18 protein-coding genes and 1 pseudogene are annotated in these 17,808 nt (G+C 31.9%); 17 read left to right on the forward strand and 2 right to left on the reverse strand.

Translation table 11 applies throughout. The features are described 5' to 3' along the window. Nucleotides 1-15: 15 nt before the first annotated feature. From tscT to HS848_RS09590, 13 genes are all read left to right on the forward strand, one after another. Nucleotides 16-309 (forward strand): type II toxin-antitoxin system toxin TscT, encoded by a 294-nt coding sequence (gene tscT, locus HS848_RS09530; protein ID WP_198612129.1) that lies wholly within the window; start codon nt 16-18, stop codon nt 307-309. 42 nt (nt 310-351) lie between these two features. After that, nucleotides 352-675, forward strand: a complete 324-nt coding sequence (locus HS848_RS09535; protein WP_198612130.1) for a helix-turn-helix domain-containing protein — start codon at nt 352-354, stop codon at nt 673-675. After that, entirely contained in the window at nt 668-1,810 is a 1,143-nt protein-coding gene (locus tag HS848_RS09540; RefSeq protein WP_198612131.1) for a DnaD domain protein, read from the forward strand. The genes HS848_RS09535 and HS848_RS09540 overlap by 8 nt, the downstream gene beginning before the upstream one ends. 11 nt (nt 1,811-1,821) lie before the next feature. Further along, on the forward strand, nt 1,822-2,607 hold the full coding sequence (locus tag HS848_RS09545) for an ATP-binding protein (RefSeq protein WP_198612132.1): 786 nt from the start codon (nt 1,822-1,824) through the stop codon (nt 2,605-2,607). A gap of 239 nt (nt 2,608-2,846) precedes the next feature. Beyond that, entirely contained in the window at nt 2,847-3,026 is a 180-nt protein-coding gene (locus tag HS848_RS09550; RefSeq protein WP_198612133.1) for a hypothetical protein, read from the forward strand. 39 nt (nt 3,027-3,065) lie between these two features. Continuing rightward, nucleotides 3,066-3,515, forward strand: a complete 450-nt coding sequence (locus HS848_RS09555) for a hypothetical protein (protein ID WP_198612134.1) — start codon at nt 3,066-3,068, stop codon at nt 3,513-3,515. A gap of 10 nt (nt 3,516-3,525) precedes the next feature. Continuing rightward, a complete protein-coding gene (locus HS848_RS09560) occupies nt 3,526-3,948 on the forward strand; it encodes a pathogenicity island protein (RefSeq protein WP_198612135.1) in 423 nt (140 codons plus the stop codon). Nucleotides 3,949-3,962: 14 nt separating this feature from the next. Beyond that, nucleotides 3,963-4,304 (forward strand): sigma-70 family RNA polymerase sigma factor, encoded by a 342-nt coding sequence (locus HS848_RS09565; RefSeq protein WP_198612136.1) that lies wholly within the window; start codon nt 3,963-3,965, stop codon nt 4,302-4,304. 1,503 nt (nt 4,305-5,807) lie between these two features. Continuing rightward, a complete protein-coding gene (locus HS848_RS09570; protein ID WP_198612137.1) occupies nt 5,808-6,173 on the forward strand; it encodes a transcriptional regulator in 366 nt (121 codons plus the stop codon). Between the two features lie 759 nt (nt 6,174-6,932). After that, nucleotides 6,933-7,250, forward strand: a complete 318-nt coding sequence (locus HS848_RS09575; protein ID WP_198612138.1) for a DUF3102 domain-containing protein — start codon at nt 6,933-6,935, stop codon at nt 7,248-7,250. A 193-nt stretch (nt 7,251-7,443) separates the two neighbouring features. Further along, complete coding sequence (locus HS848_RS09580) at nt 7,444-7,614, forward strand: hypothetical protein (RefSeq protein WP_198612139.1); 171 nt, start codon at nt 7,444-7,446, stop codon at nt 7,612-7,614. A gap of 352 nt (nt 7,615-7,966) precedes the next feature. Continuing rightward, entirely contained in the window at nt 7,967-8,608 is a 642-nt protein-coding gene (locus tag HS848_RS09585) for a Panacea domain-containing protein (protein ID WP_198612140.1), read from the forward strand. Then, nucleotides 8,601-9,050, forward strand: a complete 450-nt coding sequence (locus HS848_RS09590; protein ID WP_198612141.1) for a hypothetical protein — start codon at nt 8,601-8,603, stop codon at nt 9,048-9,050. Before HS848_RS09585 ends, HS848_RS09590 begins: the two co-directional genes overlap by 8 nt. A gap of 594 nt (nt 9,051-9,644) precedes the next feature. Here the strand turns inward: HS848_RS09590 and HS848_RS09595 are convergent. Further along, on the reverse strand, nt 9,645-10,952 hold the full coding sequence (locus HS848_RS09595) for a TrkH family potassium uptake protein (RefSeq protein WP_198612142.1): 1,308 nt from the start codon (nt 10,950-10,952) through the stop codon (nt 9,645-9,647). Nucleotides 10,953-11,258: 306 nt separating this feature from the next. On the opposite strand from HS848_RS09595, the pseudogene HS848_RS09600 reads away from it, so the two are divergent. The 3 genes and pseudogenes from HS848_RS09600 to HS848_RS09610 all read left to right on the forward strand — a co-directional run. After that, nucleotides 11,259-12,806, forward strand: a pseudogene (locus tag HS848_RS09600) (PTS lactose transporter subunit IIBC); the annotation flags it as partial. A 16-nt stretch (nt 12,807-12,822) separates the two neighbouring features. Further along, complete coding sequence (gene lacG, locus HS848_RS09605; RefSeq protein ID WP_198612177.1) at nt 12,823-14,235, forward strand: 6-phospho-beta-galactosidase; 1,413 nt, start codon at nt 12,823-12,825, stop codon at nt 14,233-14,235. 386 nt (nt 14,236-14,621) lie between these two features. After that, entirely contained in the window at nt 14,622-15,476 is an 855-nt protein-coding gene (locus tag HS848_RS09610) for an alpha/beta hydrolase (protein WP_198612143.1), read from the forward strand. A 173-nt stretch (nt 15,477-15,649) separates the two neighbouring features. Here HS848_RS09610 and HS848_RS09615 read toward each other — a convergent pair whose 3' ends face one another. Then, entirely contained in the window at nt 15,650-16,651 is a 1,002-nt protein-coding gene (locus HS848_RS09615) for an LLM class flavin-dependent oxidoreductase (RefSeq protein ID WP_198612144.1), read from the reverse strand. Nucleotides 16,652-16,782: 131 nt separating this feature from the next. Here HS848_RS09615 and HS848_RS09620 point away from each other — a divergent pair, with 131 nt between their 5' ends. Next, entirely contained in the window at nt 16,783-17,787 is a 1,005-nt protein-coding gene (locus tag HS848_RS09620; protein ID WP_198612145.1) for an NADP-dependent oxidoreductase, read from the forward strand. Nucleotides 17,788-17,808 lie beyond the last annotated feature (21 nt).

A 17,808-nucleotide genomic window follows, 5' to 3' on the forward strand; every position in this document is an offset into this window, starting at 1 on the left:
TTAGGAGGATATAAAATGAATTTAGAAACTAAAATTTTAATCGAAGATATAGAAATCATCAAAGAGAAAATAGAGGGTTTAAAAGATACTTTTGGGTGGTTTGAGAATAGATACTTTAACCATGAACCTAATCACTTATTAACTACTGAAGAAATAAAAATGCATGGTCATAGTTATCATGAACATCGTTGCTACATTACACAACATATTGATTTGTTAGGCACTTACCTAGAACGTTTGGATACAACACTCGAAAACGTAAAAAAAGCGTCACTTCCCACCGACCAAAGCGAAAGTAACGCCGATTAAATAGTTAGGTAAACTAAAAAATCTACATGAAAGGATAACATTATGAGCAATATAAAACAATTAAGAAAACAACCTAGTTACTTCTCTATTTTACCCGCTAACGTAAGATATGACAATCGCATTACTGATAGCGAAAGGGTAATTTTTGCAGAAATAACATCATTTAGTAATGAATATGGTTATTGTACTGCTAGCGATGAGTATTTCGCTAGCTTGTACGGTCATAATAAATTAACGATATTAAACAGAATTAACCATTTAAGAAAACTAGGTTACTTAAAGATCACATATAAGTATATAGATAACGTATTACAAAGACAGATAGCACCAGTGTTATATGAAAGTGAGGGTGGTAACTATGAGTGATAGATTAATTGATGTTACAGGCGGATATGGAACAATTTATAAGCAAGTCATGAAAGAACCTAAATTAAGTATCGAGGCTAAAGCTATATACAGTTACTTATCATCTTATGCAGGTGGCAAAGATACAGCTTTTCCTAGTATCAGTTTAATATGTCACGAATTAAACATTAGCGAGAAACGATTTTACAAACATAGAAAAGAATTACTTGATAAACAAGTGATTAGTAAACATAGAGAACGCACCGATAATGGTTTTAGTAAAACTATTTACACAATCAATCATCATTTCGTACACGGTCAATTCGTACACGGTCAATTCGTACGCGTACAAAACGTACACGGACAAAATGTACACGGACAAAATGTAGGTACTAAGAATAACAGTATTAAGAAAAACAATATTAAGAATAACAAAGAGAAGAATAACAGTAGTAGTAGTGACGACACAACAACAGCTTACGACTTTCTTTTGAATAATTTTGTTGAAATGCAAAACACTAATAAACAAAAAGAAGTAAGCAATCTCTTACAAGATATTAAAGATAATACGCTTGATGTAGTAAAGGTGGCTACTAACTACTGTAAGGATAATAATAAAGGGCTTAACTACTTTATAGCAGTAATTAAAAACTGGATAGCTGATGATGTAGATACTAAAGAGAAAGCACTAGCTAAAGTGACACCTAACAATAAGAAACATAATAAAACTGATGAAGTATTTGCAGCAATGGAAAAAGAGTTAAATACTAACGAAAATAAAAATCAAACAATACATGAAGCGGATAATGTTTTTACTTTTTATGAAAATAATGGATTTGGTCGTCTTAATTCTACAATTGTAGAAAAGATAGAAGCATGGAGAGAAGATTTCAACGGTAATGACGATATAGTTATCGAAGCATTAAAAGAAGCGATTAACAATAACGTTTATAAGTGGGCGTATGTGAATAGTATCTTAAAGAATTGGTATCAAGATAATATCAAGACAGTTGAGGATATAGAAGCGCGTAGAAAACAAAGAGAAGTTTTAAGCACCCAAAATAAAAGTGAGAATAACTTTCTGAATAATAAGCGTAAGGAAATAATGACACAAGAAGAAACGTTTGATAACTCACAATATCGAGATTTGTTCTAGGGGGCTTAATTATGAAAAATATTACAGAAATTAATTTAAACACTAAATTAAGAAGCGGAATTGTAGATAAACAACTCGATTTAAAATGTGAAAAATGTGGCAATAGATACGATTACTATAAATTTGATAATGGACAAGAGGAGCGTATAGGTTGTGACTGTTACATGATTGATAAAGCTAAAGAAAGTACACACAACTATAAAGCTAAACAAAAGCGATTAAGTATTGAAAATGTATTTAACCAGTCAATGACTAATGATGATTTGCTAAATGCCAAATTTGATAATTATAAGCCCACAAATAATAATCTTTTAGAAGCAAAACAAATTATTCAAAGATATACAGCAAACTTTAACCTAGATAATCCTAGATCATTATTACTTGAGGGGAGTTTTGGTATTGGAAAAAGTCATTTAGCAATGTCAGTTGTAAGAGAAGTTAAGAAAAAGGGTTTTACAGCTTTATTTATAGATGTATCAGAATTAGTTACAGCTTATCGAGACACATATAATAAGCAATCGAATATCACAGAAAAAGAACTTGATAAATTGATTAAAGAAGTTGATTTACTTGTAATAGATGACTACGGAACATCACTCACGCAATACGGTATTAGTAAGATGTTTACCGTAGCCAATCTAAGAACTGGAAAGCACAACATTATTACAACTAATAATAAAGCGTCAGAATTAGCTACTACAAAAGATATGGCGAAGATATTTAGTCGATTAATGAAAAATACAAAAGTAATTAAAATGCACGGTGCAGATTATAGACTTAAAGACTTCAAAGCATAGATAAGAGTTGCGGACTTTTTTGTCCGTGACTTTATTTTGAATTTAAAACATGTTTATTTGCTATTTTAAGCTATCATTTCGAGCAAAGATAATTGGATACGATAAATAACATTAAAAACAGTTAAATGCTTTAAATGAGCCTGTAAACGTGCTTAAAAGCAATTTGATGAATTAGAGGAAATTTTATTAATTGAAATGTGGTTTTTTCAATCTATTAATGAAACAGGGGGTAAGACACTATGACAATTACTAAAGAAAGCAATCAAGCTATTGCTGACGCATGGAGTGTACTGTTTGAAGATAGTAACTATCAAGCAATTATCAATGAGTTAGAAGCGTTTCTTAATCGAACGAGAGATATGGTTAAACAAAGATATAGTATTGAGGATATAGACAATGAGCAATTACCTAAAATATAGAAGTTAGAGAATAAGTTTAAGGCGTTTGCAGTTTGTAAGTTGCAAAGTATCAATAATCAATTATGCACCATGCAAAGTGAAGCATTAGAGAATAATATAGATGATCCACATGTTGAAATTATTAAGCGACAGGATTTACAAGCTAGGTTATCACTTATAACTAATAGCGAAGCAATAACGCTTATTAAACAATTAGTACCGTCTAACACGAAAATATATGAGATATATCTATATCAAAGTTTGATTAATAACCGCTTCACTGAATTAGAAAAGCAACATATATCAAAAGACTTCGAGAAACTAAAAAGAGAGGTATTATACCCTTATTCTGATGAAGTGGAATACAAACGATTGATAAGTGAAAGAAATACGTTGAATACGCTTAAAATGAGTTATTTAGGCGTACCAGCAACGAAAGATGAAGCGGGCTATATTGGGGTACGTTCAGTTAAACAGCGTTACTTAGATGTATTAAACGATAATGAATAGGAGTGTATGAATGAATATTAAACGAGTGAAACATTGTTTATATTACCGTGAAGCAAAGATAACAGAATATGCACTATTAACTGAATTTAGTCCGCAGTTCATAAATACAAAAATTAAGGGTATTAGATTGCAAATTGAAGCAATGTACTACTTAAATATCTCTCATTCATCTTCTAATGAGTTTGGTTTCGTATCTGTTTCTTATCCACTTGAGAAGCTAGTTATACATATTCTAGAAGAAAAGGCTAAGCTAAACGCATATATTAAAAGATCAAGTAAGAAACTAGCACTATTTAAAGAAGTGGTTAAAGGATATACATCAAGTGAGCAAAAAGAAATAATGTATTACATTCGTTCTAATGGTGTAGTAGTAAATAATGAACTAATTAATCGATTAAGATCTGATTTATATAAAGCAACTTATTCATATTAAGAGGGTGCTAAAGTATGAAATATGATAGAGAAACAGTTAAGCGGTTTATAAAAGAATGTCATAACACGACTACGATTGATGTAAAAGAGAGTGAGCTAGATATAGATAACTTCTTTGAAATTAATGATGATGTCGAAGCGGTAGAAGTAAATGATAATATCGACAATCAAATCTTTTTTAATGAACTAGAGCAAATTGTAGACAAATTGGGAACGGATAAAGAATACTTTGTATTTTACTTATTATGTCAGGGTAAGTCTTTTAACGAAGTAGGAAAGGTATTTAATCTTTCGGGAGAACGCATTAGACAAATGTATAACGGTTTGCTAGATAAGATTGTAAATGAAGCCAGTTAATACCTCCCCACTCTAAACATTTAAAGAGTAAAAGTGTTATTGGAGAACGGCGAGGGGTATCTACTCTCCAAATTTATTCTTTTTTCATGCGTGAGGGGGCTATTCTAAAAAATGCTAGCATTTAATTTATATATGCGATAATAGTTTCCCAAAATGTTGGGAAATGTTGGGTATTTTTTATATAAGAATATTGGAAAATGTAGGAAAGATTTTGAGAGATAACCTAGCAAATCCTAGTATGAAAAAGCTGTTACTTAATAATAAGTAGCAGCTTATTTGGTTTGACTTTTTTGACTAAGCAAAACTATTCCTCATAAAAAGTTTAAAAATATTTAAGTTAATCATTTTCGATTAGCTTGAGCTATTAGTCGTTAATGTCTAACAGTTTAAAATTATGCGATCATTTTTGACCGTGTACATTTTATTAATGCCAATTTATGCAAATTTTCGGAGGGTGTTTAATTTGGCTTAAATGCAGATGTAGTATAGTTTCAAAGTTATTTTAGCTATGTAACATTTAGCATTGATTAAGCTACTACAAATTACTACATACTAGAAAGATTAATGTTTGTTATACAATCCCACATACTATGTTTAAAACTTACAATAACTTACTTAAATGATGAAGAATGTTGAGGGCTTTAAATATATAAGGGGGATCAACTTCATTAATAACCACATAAGTACATAGTCAAAAATGACTAACTACTATGTGAATGCTAACAAGTTATGACTTTTTAAGATTATATAAGGTGTCACTATTATTCAGCCCCCTTTAAATCAAATGTTAAGTTTTGTTAGGTTATTGGAATAAGTAAGGGGGTACCTAAATTGTCGCACCCTTAATATTTTATTGTGATAGACAAATTCTTATTTGTCATTTTCGGCAGCCATAAATGGACTTTTTGAACGCCATAAAAAAGGGATAGGTAAGGGGGAGGTAGTCCGTTTTTATAACCAACGTATCGAAATAATATAAGTGTTGATTTGAAGCGTTTTTCATAACTCAAAAACCCCAAGTTTTCCCAAAGGTAGAGCAAAAATAAAATGTGCAAGGTTTGTGCAAGGTATGTAAGAAAAATTAGGAAGGTTTAGGGAAGGTAGAGCAAAATAAGAATACCAAGTTTTTACAAAGGTAAGCGAACTTTTTAAATTTGTAAAATGGTTTTATATCAACGCTTTGAACACACAACAATAGTAAGATTTTAGGTAGGTTGGCGACTTTTAAAAATGATAAGGTTTTAATAAGGTTGAGCAATTAATTTTAAGCCTATTTAAGACGTTTTAATATAATTAGGTAATAAAACATCATTTAAGCTATTCAATCGCTTCTAGGCTTCTCTATTGAGCATATATACATATATGAGCGATATATCCGCTTCGAATATGTAAAAAGCGTACATTTAATTGTTTATTAGTAAGCTCATGAGTTATATATAATCTATAATTAGTACTAGGTTCTAAAACAACTTTAAAAAACTTGAAATATAGAGGGGTATTACTTTGCTAACGATTGAAAGACACGATATTAAGAAATTAGAGGACTATATAGAACGTATAGAGCAGTATCGCAAAGAAATGAAGTTTACTCACTTTGAATTGCTAAATGATACCAACAACGAAACAAACAGCGTAGTTATGAAAAATAAATATGAGAGATTGTGTAATATTGTTAATGGTGTAGATCAACTCATAGATGAAGCGGACAACGAAAGCAAAGAAATTATTCGTTTTAGGTATTGGGAGTGTCCGATTGGCTGTTATGAGTGGCAAGATATAGCAGATTACTTCGGCATAAGTAAAACAAGTATATTGCGTAAACGTGACGCTATAATCAGACGTTTAGCAACGCTTATAGGCTATGTATAAAGATAAATACAACTTGTCAAAACTTTATATTTCATTAAGTTACAAACGGACTTAAAAGTATGCTTGTAAACCAGTACCTTAAAATAGGGAAGTGGTTTAACCAGCCCAAATGTGGATTGGTTAAATGTGTCCATAAGTGGACCTATTAGCCGTTTCTGTTAATATCCCCAAATTTGAGGATATTAGTTTATCACCCAGCCCAAATGTGAGCTCAGTAATAGAACTGAATAGCTATACATATTTAATATGCTCAAATGTGAGCGTGTTAATTATTCAACCAGCTCAAAATTGAGCTGGTTAATACAGCCGAAATGTTGGCCGTATTCAATTTATTATTCGCATATAACAATGGTAAATCAGAAAACAACAATACCTGTTCTCTAAATTCTGAAAAGCCAAATCTGGCTTCTCTGAATACATAGCTAGAAACCTCAAATGTGAGTTCTCTAATATCCGAACTACTAAAACGGTACTTTAGAAAACCGAAATATCGGTTATCTAACTTATAGATGCGCGTAGTCAATTTAGCTACGCAGCTTATAGCCAAAACATATTTATGATGTATGATCTCACGGCTCAGATTTGAGCCGTGAGTTTCACAGTCCAAATATGGACAGTGGCATATGTTCAAAATTACATACAGTTCATAAGGTATTTTAGCGTGTAAGGTAACGCACTAATTTAGTGAATGAGCTGATGTAACGGTTTGTGACGGTAGCTAATTGAATGAAACGTTAGGGCAGATAAAAGGAGGTCAACATGAACGAATTACAACTTAGCAACGACCTAACCACAATTGAAACAGAAATCAAAAGCTATCAAAACATTGCTGGTCAATCTATTTTCGAGATTGGTCGAAGATTGAAACACGTAAAAGAGAATGACTTAGCACATGGCGAGTTTGGTAAGTGGTTGCGATCAATTAACATGCATCACGATACAGCTAACAAAATGATGAAAATCGCAAATGAACTTAACTCAAATTCATACACGTACATGAATTTAGGAAGTAGGGTATTATACGAAATTGCTACACTACCTGAACCAGAACGCACCAAAGAACATAAAACATCATAAGGGGAGAACGAAACGTTCCATCATGTCTGCCATCGCAACTTGCGACGTTATGTAAGTGAATAAAGCAACCGCTTTGATACATAAATAGAGGTAGCTTTAAGCTGAGATTACATCTATTTTTATATTAATTATATTGTTTACGTTATTAAATACTTAGGGTAGGAGTGTTTAAAAAGGCATAGGAGGAAGTAACATGGCTAATCGGTTATTAAAGGTACAAAAGATTAAAGCTTTATCAGTAGATAAATTAGAGAGGAAAATAAATAATATTAAGTCGTACAATAGCATTGAGATTATTGAAGTAAAAAGACGATCATATTTATTCTTAAATGTTGCAGATGTTTATTATAAAGAGAAAATATAAAAGATAGTAACTAGATTGTCAATTTAGCAATGTGGTTTAAAAGGGGTATGCGTTTTGTCGATACCTAAAAAAAATGGGCAAAGTTTAAATATGAAGCCTAGTAATTATTTAACATTTTGTGTCAACAATTTATAATCAACTTGACAAATTTATGTAAATGTATAGTAAAAAGTACAAAAATGTTTTATATTATATATAAACGTTGCATATTCGCAACACATCTTAGTGAATACACAGAAAGTTACATGCTGTTTTTTGTGTATTATATATTGAAAACATATACACAGTGACAGCGTATAGTCGCTGTTATTTTTATGTTCAATATGATGTGTTGATTATGGAGGAGTTAATCATGGTTAAACAATATAGTGTTTATAATATTGCTAACTGGTTTTATAATAACAATCTAAAAACACAAGAAAATACCTATGACGGTAATTTAACTTTAAATAAATTATTATATTTTGCTGATTCTTTTAACTATGTACTAAATGGAGAAAAATTAATTAAACAGGATGTAGTGGGTTATAAAAATGGTCCGGTATATCAAGATATATATGTTGATTTTAAGCATAACGGAATGGTGGGTATTAAAGAGCAAAATGTAAATCTAGATAAAGACACTATCGAACTTCTAAAAATAATAAATTTTATGTTTGGACAAAGTGATAATTATAAGAAATTAAGTGATATATCACATGCACAAAGCCCTTGGAAAAATAAAAAAGAAGATTGTGAAAGGGTAGATTATAACCCTTCTCTAGATTTTGCTGATTTTAATGAAGTTGAAAGAGATAATATTATTCAATTATTTAATTCCTATAAAGCGATGGATTTAGATAACTTATTTGTTGATAAAATTGGAGACAATACATTTATTTATAGTCGTGATACTAAAATTACAGATGAAGATTATATTGAATTAGAGTCGTTGGAAAAAGAAGAAGATAGCGTATTTGTTGAAAAAATAGACGGTGAATTAGTTTATGGATAAATCTAGTGTTTTTATAGCTAGAATTAGGTTTTCTCGTGATCCAAATTCACAAGTCAAACCAAGACAATTTATTGTGATATTAAATAATAATAGTAATGTCTTCTTTCTCGAAACTGAATCAACACTTAATAAGGATAAATTTAACGTTGTTAATCGTTCAGAAACAGAAAAATATTATCACATCTTAAGTCAAAGTGAAAAAAATCAGAATGGATTTAACGTAGATACAGCTATTAATTGTAAAGAGGTATTTAAATGTGATTATTTTCCTGAACTAATCAATCTTAAACATCGTGAAGTAACTAATACTTTAATTGAAAAAGTAATTGAAAAAGCAAATACAATTCGTTCAAATGGTTTAAATGAGCCAGATGTATTTATAACTTATCAGGACCTTTTGGCTCATAATCCCAAATTAGTAAATAGCACACGGACAAGTTAAATATAAAGTTATAAACGTCACTTAAATAGTGGCGTTTTTTATGTACTTTAAGACGCTGAGAGAGGCGCTTTACATTTTTGTAGAGAAAAAGAATATAAGAGTAGTTTGAAATTCATTCTTCTTGCTACCATTTTTTCTAGTACCGGAATTGCATTACTAAATGATTTTATCATTGGTGTTTTAGTTAATGAAACAATTTACGAGAGAAATATAAATGGAAACAAAATCTTGAGAGAATCTGAAAATAAATCTAAAGAAGAAAACCCTAAAATTATTTTTAAGGTTGGTAAAAGTAGTAATTATGCTGAAGTTTTACCAGCACTATAGATTTTTAATTAATTGCATTAGTAAGCATGCGAGCAAGCTAAATATATTGCTAAACGTCACTTAAAGAGTGACGTTTTTTGCTCATTTGGAAGAATATGTATGTTACTTTTAATAATAATTAATCGGTTTATATAGAAAGAAATTCTGTATGAACTTGGCGCAGTAAAATGGAGTTACACTCCATGCTTTTAATATTACTAAGAAATAATTCTGCTTTTTTGATATAAATAAAAGCCTTCTCTATTTTTCATAGAGGAGGCTTTGTTATTAAATATGAATATGTCCTTTTGGGTAATGATATTTTCTAGGGCTTCTTGGAGAAATAAAAGCTCTTGCCATAGTTAATAACCCCACTTTACCAAATAGCATAACAATCACGATAATTAGTTCTGTTAAGCCGTGATATTCAGATGTTAGATTCATAGTCAAACCAACAGTCCCAAAAGCGGATATAACTTCAAACAATATTTTAACTAATGGTATGTTTGGATTAATAATTGTTAATAAAAAAGTAATAACGAATATGAAAATAATAGAAATGTTAATTGTCACAATAGATAGTTTAATATATTTGTCAGATATTTCTCTATTAAACAAAGAGACAGTATTTTCTTTATGTATAGCATTTAAAACAAAAATAAAAACTATTGCAAATGTTGTTACTTTAATACCTCCAGCAGCACTAAGAGGAGCTCCTCCAATAAACATAAGTGCCATTAATAATAAAGCGGTAGGGGTTTTAATATTTCCCATATCAATACTATTGAAACCGGCTGTTCTTGTCGTTACCGATTGAAATAGGGCATTACCTATTTTTTCAATCAATCCCATATTATTTAAAGTATTGGATTGTTCTAATAAAAAGAATAATATAGCGCCAAAAATAATTAAAACAAAAGTAGTTGATAGTACCACTTTTGAATGAAATGAAAGCTTATTAAGTTTTTTGCAGTTAATCAAATCAACAAGTACGAAATGTCCTAATCCACCTAGAACTATTAAAAGGGGTACAGTAATGATAACTACTGGATCGTTAGAAAAGTCTATTAGATTATTTTTAAATAAGGCAAAACCAGCATTATTAAAAGCTGATACAGCAGTAAATAAACTGATGAATAAGCCCTGTCCAATTCCAAATTTAGGTATAAATGATAGACTTAAACAAAATGCACCTATCAATTCTGTAATAAAACTATAAATTGCTAAATGCTTAATTAATTTGACAACTCCCCCAGCTTCATCTATATTCCATGTGACCATAATTAAAAATCTGTTTTGCAGTGAAACCTTTTTATTTAAGAACACAAATGCGAGCATTGTTACAGTCACAATACCAAGCCCACCGATTTGTATTAATAATAATATAACTACTTCTCCAAGTAGGTTAAATTGGGCTCCTATATCAACTGGAGATAAACCCGTAACAGTGAAAGCGCTAGAAGCAATAAAAAGAGCGTCTATAAAGTTTATAGGTTTTTTACCAGTATAGGGTAAATAAAGTAAGATAGCCCCTACAAGTGTCGTTGAAAAAAAGAGCATTAAATAAAAGTACAATGATTTATTAGCTTTATTCATGATTTATACTCCAATATTTATATTCTATTTTGATAAGTAGATAATATCATAAATAGAATATAAAATATAACAACCATAGAATAACAATTTATTAGAAAAAGAATGAAGTTTAACTTAGAATGATAATGTAAATGGTTAGCACACGGACAAGTTAGATATTTCATTTTAAACGTCACTTTCAAAGTGGCGTTTTTATTTTGAATACGTTTTGAATACGTTAATTAAAAATTAATAGCAATCTACAATAATGATGTAGCTACAAAACATTGATATAACAACGTTTATAAACAGTTAGAAATACATAGAAAAAGTACAAACGAAACGATGGGAATTGTTGGTTTGATCGTTGCCGGTACTACAGCCAAGTCGTTGACCGATTCATTCAATCGGAAGTTAGACAAAACGAACCAAATTAACTTTATTTCAACAATGATGGCTGCAATGGCTGGGTTCTTATTCTTAGCTGCTGACCCAGTTAAAGAGGGAGGATTTTTGAGTGCCTTCCTAGGAACTAAAGGTTTATTAACAGCATTTTTATCTGCATTTGTGACTGTAATCGTTTATAACTTCTTTATTAAACGTGATATTACAATCAAAATGCCTAAAGAAGTTCCACCAAATATTTCACAAGTATTTAAAGATATCTTCCCGTTATCTGCAGCAATTTTAATTTTATATGGTTTAGACTTACTTTCTCATGCTTTAGTAAATACAAACGTTGCTAATGCAGTATTGAAATTATTCGAACCATTATTTACTGCAGCAGACGGTTGGATTGGTGTAACAATTATCTTTGGTGCCTTTGCGTTCTTCTGGTTCGTAGGTATCCATGGTCCATCAATCGTAGAACCAGCTATCGCAGCGATTACTTACGCTAACTTAGAAACAAACTTACACTTAATCCAAGCGGGTGAACATGCTGATAAAGTTATCACTCCAGGTACTCAAATGTTCGTTGTTACTATGGGTGGTACTGGTGCAACATTAGTCGTACCATTTATGTTCATGTGGTTAACTAAATCGAAACGTAATAAAGCGATTGGTAGAGCATCAGTTGTACCAACGTTCTTCGGTGTAAACGAGCCAATTTTATTCGGTGCACCATTAGTCTTAAACCCAGTATTCTTTATTCCGTTCATTTTAGCACCAATCGTTAACGTATGGATTTTTAAATTCTTCGTAGACGTACTCGGTATGAATAGTTTTAGTATCTTCTTACCATGGACGACTCCAGGTCCATTAGGTATCGTGATGGGTACTGGACTCGCATTCTGGTCATTTGTATTAGCGATTGTATTAATAGTCGTCGATGTTATTATTTACTATCCATTCGTGAAAGTATATGACGAACAAATTTTAGAAGAAGAATTAGGTAACAAAGAAGCTAACACTGAATTACAAGATAAAGTATCAGCCAACTTCAATACACAAAAAGCAGATGCAATCTTAGCTTCAGCGGGTGCTAAAGAAGCAACTAATGATACTGCATCAGATGATACTAAACAACAAGAACAAGCATCAAGCAACCATATTACTGAAGAAACAAACGTCTTAGTACTTTGTGCTGGTGGTGGTACAAGTGGATTACTAGCAAATGCGCTTAATAAAGCAGCATCAGAATACGATGTACCAGTTAAAGCGGCAGCAGGTGGATATGGTGCGCATATGGATATTATGAAAGATTATCACTTAATTATTTTAGCGCCACAAGTAGCTTCAAACTACGAAGATATTAAGCAAGATACAGATCGTTTAGGTATTAAATTAGCTAAAACACAAGGTGTTGAATATATTAACTTAACACGTGATGGCAAAGCAGCATTAGACTTCGTTCAACAACAATTTGAAAAATAATTTAGGAGAGAAAAGTATAATGAAAAAATTACCAGAAGATTTTATTTTCGGTGGTGCGACAGCAGCGTATCAAGCGGAAGGTGCGACTCAAAAAGATGGAAAAGGTCGTGTAGCATGGGACACTTATCTAGAAGAAAATTATTGGTATACAGCTGAACCAGCGAGTGATTTCTATAATCGATATCCTGTAGACTTAAAACTAAGTGAAGAATATGGAGTAAATGGTATCCGTATCTCTATTGCTTGGTCAAGAATTTTTCCAGATGGTTTTGGCGAAGTGAATCCAAAAGGCGTAGAATTCTATCACAATCTTTTCAAAGAGTGTCATAAACGTCACGTTGAACCTTTTGTTACATTACATCACTTCGATACGCCAGAAAATCTGCATAGTAATGGAGATTTCTTAAACCGTACAACAATTGATCACTTTGTAGAATATGCAAGCTTCTGTTTTGAAGAATTTTCAGAGGTTAATTATTGGACGACATTTAATGAAATTGGCCCGATTGGAGATGGACAATACTTAGTAGGTAAGTTCCCTCCTGGAATAAAATATGATTTCGCTAAAGTGTTCCAATCTCATCATAATATGATGGTAGCACATGCTAAAGCTGTAAAATTATTTAAAGATAATGGATACAGTGGTGAAATCGGTGTTGTACATGCGTTACCAACTAAATATCCTTATGACCCATCAAATCCAGAAGATGTAAGAGCAGCAGAACTTGAAGATATTATTCACAATAAATTTATCTTAGATGCTACGTATCTTGGTAAATATTCTCGTGAAACAATGGAAGGCGTTCAACACATTTTATCTGTTAACGGTGGAAAATTAGATATTCCAGAAGATGATTATATTATTTTAAATGCCGCTAAAGATTTAAATGATTTCTTAGGTATTAACTATTATATGAGTGACTGGATGAGAGGCTACGAGGGCGAATCTGAAATTACTCATAATGCCACTGGCGATAAAGGTGGTTCTAAGTATCAACTTAAAGGCGTAGGACAACGTGAATTTGATGTAGACGTACCACGTACTGATTGGGACTGGATGATTTATCCTCAAGGTTTATATGATCAAATTATGCGTGTAGTAAAAGAATATCCTAATTATCATAAAATTTATGTTACTGAGAATGGTCTTGGTTATAAAGATGAATTTGATGAAGAACTTAAAACAGTAGATGATGATGCACGTATTGATTATGTTAAAAAACATCTTGAAGTAATTTCAGATGCCATTCGTGATGGTGCTAATGTTAAAGGTTACTTTATTTGGTCATTAATGGACGTATTCTCATGGTCTAATGGCTATGAAAAACGCTACGGCCTATTCTATGTCGACTTTGATACTCAAGAACGCTATCCTAAGAAAAGTGCGCATTGGTATAAAGAATTAGCAGAATCTAAAGAAATTAAATAATTATTTTTAGAAGGACCTAGGACATTTATTACAAGTGTCCTAGGTTTTTTGTGTATTGGTAAAATCCGGATGGAACATAGTGCCAAAATATAATCGCTTGTATGGTTCAATTATTAATCAATACTACGTTAGCTTTGCGTAATTTTACATTTGAATATTTAAATTAATAAGATATCTTAATGTGATTTTATAAAAGCGAAGAAATAGCAATTTTTTATTTCACTAGAAATTACTAATTTTTTATTAGTCCAAAATATTTACTTCCAAACGTCTTTTGGTTTTTCTAGTAATCATATAATACAGATTTAACTATTTATATTTTTCATGTTGGTCATAAAACTTTTGGTTTATAATAAGAGAAAACTTAATTAATGGGGTAGCGAATTATGGTTAGTAGAAAATTATTTGGGATAATTACGATTGTATGTATCATGTTAGTGACACTTACGGGATGCCAAAGCGCGCCCAATACTACAAAATCTCAGTCAACAAATGAGAATGACAGAATAGCTACACTATTTATGCATGGCTATGGAGGTACGGAAAACTCTGAAAAATTTATGGTTAATCAAGCGAAGAAAAAAGGAGTCACGAATACGATTGTAACTGCGAAAGTATCTTCACTTGGTAAGGTTAGTTTTAAAGGAGATATTCCTCAAAATGCGACGCATCCTATTGTTAAAATCATATTTGAAGATAATAAAAATGGAAATGTTGATCAAAATTCGACTAATATCCGCAATGTATTATTGCAGTTGAAGACAAAATACAATATTACGAAGTATAATTTCGTAGCGCACTCAATGGGAAATCTGTCATTTGCTTATTTTATGAAGAACTTTGGGGATAATAAACAATTGCCACAACTTCAAAAAGAAGTAAATATAGCCGGCACATATAACGGTATTCTTAATCTTAATGAAAAAGTAAATGAAATTAGTGTTGATAAAAACGGTAAGCCTAGCAAAATGAATGATAACTATAAAGAATTATTGGGATTAAAGAATGTTTATAAAGACAAACATATCGATGTATTAAATATTTATGGAGATTTGCAAGATGGCACTCATTCTGACGGTAGAGTTTCAATGAGCTCAGCACGTTCGCTTAAATATTTACTAGGAAATAGTCCAGCTTCATATAAAGAATCGAAATATACTGGAAAGTCAGCTCAACACAGTCAACTACATGAAAATAAAGAAGTGGCAAATGAAATAATCAACTTCTTATGGAATAAATAAACTAGCTTTTTTAAATTTTTAAAAGAGTAGAACATTAAGGCATTTATGTTGTAAAAAATGATTTATTTTTCTCTATAATCAGGATTTTTAGTAGAAACTATGACGAATTAACAAAATTCAAGGGAGCGAAGACAAAATTTTTGGGAAGCCAATTATTTTGTCTCCGCTCTTTTTTAATGGATGGCATTAGCGACCAACTTAACTAAATTCAAACGATTTTCTTCTCCAAATATGTGAGGTAATATCATAATTTCATCAACGTCATAGTCTTTTTGTAAAGTAGACAATTGTTGAGCGACATCTTCTGGCAGGCCGCTAATAATACGTTTTTTATCTTTGGTAATTTTCTCTAATTCTCTTTGACTATAGCGACGTTGTTGTGCTGTTTCAATAGAAGGATAATTTTGAGGTTGCTTTAAGTAATTAATACGCATCAACCATAAATGTAGCGCATCAAGCAAATTACCAACCATTTCTTCATTGTCAGCAGTAACTACAAATGTAGCCATAATGACATAAGGATGTTTAGCAGCATTAGATGGATGATAATCCTCAAAACAACGACGGTAGTGTTGAATGACTTTATTGAGTTGAGTGGGTGCTTGTCCCATACGGGCTACTACAAAAGGTAGACCTTTTTGTGCAGCTAACTCGGCGCTACGTTCACTCATTCCTAAAACATACATTAAGGGAGTACTTTGAATAAACGGTGTCGCAGTCAATGACATAAACCGATGAGGTGATTGAGTATCATCTGTAAAATATTTGTTTAAGTCGTCAATTTGTTGGTCTAGATCAGCTTGTTGTGTTTTAAATTCATTAAGTGGTTCGTTTACATTTTTAAAGCTAGGTGAACGACCTATTGCCATATCTACGCGATAAGGATGACGTGCTTCCATGATTTTAAATTGTTCAGCCACTTTGTATGAGCTATAGTGAGGTAACATAACGCCACCGCTTCCAATACGTATAGACGAAGTTTGTTCTAATAACATCATCATCACCATTTCAGGCGCACTTGAAGCGACAGAAGGAACGTGATGATGTTCAGCTACCCAATAACGCTCGTAACCCAATTGTTCTGCAGTTTGAGCAAGTTCTACGCTATGATTGAAAGCTTCTTGTGCAGAGCGTCCTTCAAAGATAGGAACGTAATCTAGAAGACTTAACTTCATCGTAAATGACCTCCTTGAAAAATTATATGTAATATCTGATTAATTGTAATTATAGGTGGAAAGCAGGTTGATTGCGATTAAATTGTTTAGGGTACTATACTTGTAGTAAATATCGAAAGGGGTTATTAATAATGAAGAATGAACAAGTGTTACTTACGCAATATCCGGAAGGTATGCCCGAAGATGATACTTTTCAATATGAAGAAACAGAATTAAAAGAACCTCAAGATAAAGAAGTCCAAGTAGAGTCTATTTATATTTCAGTAGATCCATATATGCGTGGAAGAATGTCACAAGCAGATTCGTATGTCGAACCATTTGAAATAGGTAAGCCAATAGAAAGTCATATTGTTGGTAAAGTCGTTCAGTCGAAATCATCTCAATTTCAAGAAGGCGATATTGTCTTAGGACGTCTACCTTGGAAACGTGTTAACACAGTGAATGAAGAAGAAGTTGATAAAGTAGCGAGCACAGATGTACCATTACATCTTTACTTAGGCACATTAGGTCTAACAGGACAAACGGCTTATCATGGTTTACTTGATATTGGTCGCCCTCAAGAAGGCGAAACAGTTGTAGTATCTGCTGCTTCTGGTGCAGTAGGTGCAGTTGTAGGTCAAATTGCTAAACTTAAAGGTGCGAATGTAGTTGGTATCGCTGGTGGAGATAAGAAAGTGAATTATCTGACTGATGAATTAGGCTTTGATGCTGGCGTTGATTATAAGAAAGATAATTTTGCTGAAGCACTTGCGGAAGCGGTGCCTAATGGCGTAGATGTTTATTATGAAAATGTAGGCGGCGAAATTGGTGATGAAGTGTTTAAACACTTAAATCGTTATGCGCGTATCCCAGTTTGCGGAACAATTTCAAATTATAACCATCCTGAAGATGACCAAGGCCCACGTATCCAAAGTACTTTAATTAAGAAACAAGCCATGATGCGAGGTTTCCTTGTGGCCGAGTTTGCTGATGATTTTGAAAATGCCGGCAAAGACCTTGCACAATGGGTTAAAGAAGGTAAAATAAAAACAAAAGTGTCTATCGAAGAAGGTTTCGATAAATTACCACAAGCATTCCGTAACTTGTTTACTGGAGATAATTTTGGTAAGCAAGTCGTTAAAGTTTCAGAAGACTAAGGTAATAATTTAATTTAGTGA

Origin of the sequence: Staphylococcus caledonicus, from assembly GCF_016238465.1 — a bacterium.
Lineage (GTDB): Bacteria > Bacillota > Bacilli > Staphylococcales > Staphylococcaceae > Staphylococcus > Staphylococcus caledonicus.